Here is a 4,481-nt window from a genome sequence, read left to right as displayed (position 1 = left end):
CCTGATGTCACTACGGACGACACCGCCCCTCCACGCCTTCCTCAACGACTAGCCTGCCGCCAGGGTCTGTGCCGGGTCAATACGCGAAGCCTTCGCCGCCGGGTACAGACCAGCCAACACACCAACCAGCGCGCCAGCGCCCAGGCCCAGCAGAATAGTGTCGGCACTAATAATCGGCGTCCAACGGTTCAGCAAAGACACAATCGAAATGCCGTTAACCGCCAGCACAATACCAGCCACCGCGCCCAGGATTCCGGTCAGCAGCGCCTCCGCCGAGAACTGCAGCAGAATACCCGAAGGGCGCATACCAATAGCCAGACGCAAACCCACCTCACGGCGGCGCTCCATCACCGCGACCAGGAACGTGTTCATAATGCCCATCGCACCAATTACGAGGGTAATAACGCTCATGGCAAGAAGCATGGTGCGTTGCTGCTGGTCGACAGCCTCACGAAGGGTCTTCGGCTCCGGCGGAACACTCACGCTATACAGGGCGGGACGTTCCGGCGAGAGCGCGTACGGTGCTTCCTCCGCAATCTGGTTTGCGGCACCGGCAACAGTGCTCACCACAATCTGAGTGGAGCGTTTACCGGTCTGCGGCGCAGCGGCGCCACCACCGGTAGCGGGCTGCGCTTCTTCAACATCGGCACCAGGCTTCGCGCCAAGCGGCAAGTAGACCGAACCGTACGACAGAGTTAGCGAGGGATTCTCCCGCACCACACCGATGACGGTGTACGGCTCATCGTGAATATAGACCGTAACTCCGGGGCTATAGGGCAGCGCAAGCTGACGCATCACGCTTTCGCTGAGCACCACGACCTTATCGTTCCGCTCCACATGCCCCTCGTCGAAAGTGCGACCCCACACCAGTTCATGACCCTGCACGCTAAAGACGCTGGGCGTTGCCGCAAGAACGGCAGCGGTCACGTTCGCGCCGCGCTCACCGAAGTTGTCTGGACCGCGCTGAATATCCGCGGATTCATCCAGCTGATCCACCAGCGCGGTACCGGTCACTCCGTTCAGCTGACTAACGCGCCGGTAGTTCTCACTTGCCGCCAGGCTCAAGAGTTCAGTACGGCTCATGGATTCAGTTCGGGTCGAGCTTATCGTCAGGTGCTTAGCCCTAAAAATGTCGAAGCTGTCAGCCAACTGCCCAGAAATGGTGGCAGTCAGACCAACGGTCAGTACGAGCGAAGCGATACCCAGAACCACACCAAGCATGGTGAAGATATTGCGCCGCACCCGGTGCACGGTAGCGTCCCACGCTTCTTTGAGGGAGGCGAGCGCCCAGGGTGCACGCCCACTGCTCTGCGGCTTAGAGGCTTGTTCCTCAGTAAAGCTAGGCAGGTTCAGAGACGCGCGGGTGGTCGTTTCTTCCTGCCGCGGTGCATCCTGCTCGATGAGCTGCCCCTCGTGCATACGTAGCACCCGGTCGCAGTGCTCAGCCACGAGCGGGTCGTGAGTAATCACAATCGTGCTTTGCTGGTCACCCGTACATTCGCGGAGCAGATCAATGGCTTCACGGGTGAGCTCTTCATCCAGCGAGCCGGTCGGCTCATCACAGAGCAGCAACGCCGGTTCCCCGATGAGCGCACGCGCAATAGCCACACGCTGCTTTTCACCGCCGGAGAGAGTGGTGATGGGCGCATCCGTCCGGTGGCTCAACCCCAGCAGGGCGAGAGTATCCGCAACACGTTGCGTTCGTTCCGCTTTAGGTACGCCACGGTAGATGAGCGGTAGCTCAACGTTGCGGTACACGTTCTTATGCTCGATGAGGTGGAACGCTTGGAAGACGAAACCGATGCTGTCCAGGCGCGCTTCAGCTCGCTGTGCCGCGGTGAAGGTTGCGGTGTCTGTACCGTCCAGCAGGTAGCTGCCGGAGGCGGGCGTGCTGAGCAGACCGAGGATGTTCAGCAGGGTTGATTTGCCGCTACCGGACGGTCCCAGGATTGCTACGACTTCTCCGTAGCGGACTTTCAGGTCAATATTTTTGAGCACGTCAATTCGAGTGTCACCCTGCATAAAGTGCTGGGACACTCCCTGAATATTGACGCTATAGGCTAGTGGGTGCGCGTGAGCGGCGCGGGAGTCAGTCATGGCTACTCCCTACTTTTTCTCGCGCATGATTTTGACGCTGTCGCCTTCGTGCAGGTCACCGGTGACGGCGTTCTTGCCGTTGGCGTTGCTGATGACGGTAACGGTTACCTCGCGTTCTTCGCGGGCCTTCGATCCGTTGGAGCTTTCGGGGCTGAGCACGATGACTCGGGTCTGTCCGTCACGGGTGTAGAGCGCCGATGAGGGCACGACCAGGTGCGCTTCGGGGGTTTCTTCGAGGGTGAGTTCCGCGTTGACGGCGCCTCGGAGGCTGTCCGCTTTATCCCCTACGTCGAGGGTGAGGATGCGTTCCCCTTCGGTGCTTCCTGCCCCACCGGCTGCACCGTTGAGGTTGGAGCCAGCCGCACCTTCTGCGCCATTGGCCTGGCGACCGGCCTGGCTGTTGCCTGCGGCACCGGCGGCCTCGGAGGTGTTCTTGTATCCGAGGGTTGCGACGTACTCAGTATCGCCGAGGGAGGGCACGGTTACCTTCTGACCGCTACGGGCTTCGGGGGTGAGCCTGCCGGTGGTTCCGGTGCAACTGAGGGTCTTGCTACCTTCTGCGATGGTGGCTACGGGACCATCTGCGATAGCGCCGGTTGCGCGGGGGTTGCCGGTGACGACTCCGGCACGGCTGATGATGAGGAAGTAGCGGGCGGGAATAGGCTGGTCAGTCTTGACGTGCGCGTAGCCGAGGCTGTCGAGGAGGTTGTTGAGAGCCTCGTAGGTGTCTTCGGTGATGCGCGCGGGCTGCGGGCCCTGACGTCCCATGGCGGTCAGTGCCTCGTTGAGGAGTGCGGCGTCGGGGCCGCTATCGTCGAGTTTGAGATCGCGATAGAGTGCGAAGCCGCCGGTGAGGGTGATAAGAGGTTCACCGTTGACTTCTGCGATGAGGGTGCCGTTGCCGACGGTGTCACCGTGTTTGATGGTGATTGCGGTGTACTGTCCTTCACCGCTGTAGCGTAGCGGGGTTGAGGTGGCGTAGTTCGCGGTGCAGGTCAGGGGCACGGTGGTGCGCAGTTTCTCGCGGGTGACCGTGGCGGTGATGGTGGAGGGGTCCGGGGGTGCCGCTTCCGCGTCTTTCTGGGCGGTGGTTTTGATGTTTTGGGCGCTGATGAGCGTGCCGACAGTGATGATGAGGAGCAGGGCGATAATGCCGTAGAGCCAGAGGGTTTTCTTCTGGCGGGTGGGGGTGGCGCTCATGGTGTCCCTTCTTTGGGTGCGCGTGTGGGAACGCTGTTGTCTGTGCCGTTTGGGCTTAGGCGGCGATGCCGTGTGGGGTTAGTTTGTGCCCGGCACGGGGATACGTGCCGGGCACAATACGCTGTGACGAGGTGTAGCTGTTGTAGCTACTCTATACGCCTGTTCCTGGTTAGTCCGGTCTGATTAGTCCGCAGGATTAGCTCAGAATCTTTCGGGCGTTCTCTTCAGCAGTTTTCTTGGCGGTGGTCACCTGCTCGATGAGGCCCTGCTCCTTTTCGAGGAAAGAACTCAGGTAAGCGATAGCAATCTTTCGTTGTTCGGCATCCAGCCCGGTTGCTTCACGGCAGGTCGCATCGTTGATTGCCAGTTCGTGGGTGTCTTGGTTGTTCTGGCGGTACTGTTCGCGAGCCATAACCGGCGTGGTGTAGTCTCCCCCGAAGCGTTCCTTCATACACTGTGCCCACTTCTCGGTGGCGGGCCCAAGGTCTTTGAAGATTGCGTCGTTGTTAAGGTAGTGAACCGCAGTGACGTTGACCTTTTTTATGGTCGCACGGGATTCTTCTGAACCGAAGACTGCGCGGGTGGCTTCTTGTTGGCAACCACCCTTTCCTTCGGTGCCGTTTAGAGCCTGCATTTCGGCTTCGCTCATAGTACGGCTCTGCTCTTCCAGTGCTGTAGTAGCCAAAGAGTAGCGCTCTTCGTATCCGCGAGCGCGGGCGTCCGCAACGGTGAGAGGTTCAAGATCAGCCTGCAGAAGCAGCGGGATTTCAGTTTCTCCGGCAGGAACCTTGTAGTTCGGGAAACCTCGTTCAGCCATGCACTGGCTCAGGGAGCGCTGGTAGGCACGAACAACGTTGTCAGAAAGTGAGGCGAGGTTCTCTACTTTTTCGATAGCTTGACTATCAGGGTTCTTGGAGGCGCTATACGCCTTCTCAGCGTTAGCGGACGCCGAGGAGTCGGCACTGGGCTGCCCGGACGCGCAGGAGCTAAGCACCAGGGTCAGCGGGAGTAGAGCCCCGGCGAGGGTTCGTAGGGTGTTCTGTCGACGCATAAGTGGGCACTTCCTCGTGAAATATAGCTGCATCTTTGTCCGCTCGTTCAGGGGGCTCTTCGTTGTTTGCCCTTGAGAGAAGATGATTTGAACACTAGCCTACTATGCGCCGGGGGGGGGGAGGCAAGGGGGG

At 60.1% G+C, this 4,481-nt stretch carries 3 protein-coding genes; all 3 read right to left on the bottom strand.

Going from position 1 to position 4,481, the window contains the following annotated elements; genetic code table 11:
* Positions 1-48 precede the first annotated feature (48 nt).
* Positions 49-2,097 (bottom strand): ABC transporter ATP-binding protein/permease, encoded by a 2,049-nt coding sequence (locus tag HMPREF2944_RS03600; protein WP_070680579.1) that lies wholly within the window; start codon positions 2,095-2,097, stop codon positions 49-51.
* Positions 2,098-2,106: 9 nt separating this feature from the next.
* Positions 2,107-3,297: an efflux RND transporter periplasmic adaptor subunit gene (locus HMPREF2944_RS03595; RefSeq protein ID WP_070680577.1), complete on the bottom strand. Its 1,191-nt coding sequence runs from the start codon at positions 3,295-3,297 to the stop codon at positions 2,107-2,109.
* Between the two features lie 196 nt (positions 3,298-3,493).
* A complete protein-coding gene (locus HMPREF2944_RS03590; protein WP_070680574.1) occupies positions 3,494-4,348 on the bottom strand; it encodes a hypothetical protein in 855 nt (284 codons plus the stop codon).
* Positions 4,349-4,481 lie beyond the last annotated feature (133 nt).

Origin of the sequence: Rothia sp. HMSC072E10, from assembly GCF_001813965.1 — a bacterium.
Classification (GTDB): domain Bacteria; phylum Actinomycetota; class Actinomycetes; order Actinomycetales; family Micrococcaceae; genus Rothia; species Rothia mucilaginosa_A.
The sequence above is the reverse complement of the archived record's forward strand: the minus strand, read 5'-3'. Positions and strand labels throughout refer to the sequence as shown.

What these genes read in the sequence shown, in the direction of transcription:
- HMPREF2944_RS03600 (WP_070680579.1), bottom strand. Translation starts at nt 2,097, where the DNA reads ATGACTGACTCCCGCGCCGCTCACGCGCACCCACTAGCCTATAGCGTC.
- HMPREF2944_RS03595 (WP_070680577.1), bottom strand. Translation starts at nt 3,297, where the DNA reads ATGAGCGCCACCCCCACCCGCCAGAAGAAAACCCTCTGGCTCTACGGC.
- HMPREF2944_RS03590 (WP_070680574.1), bottom strand. Translation starts at nt 4,348, where the DNA reads ATGCGTCGACAGAACACCCTACGAACCCTCGCCGGGGCTCTACTCCCG.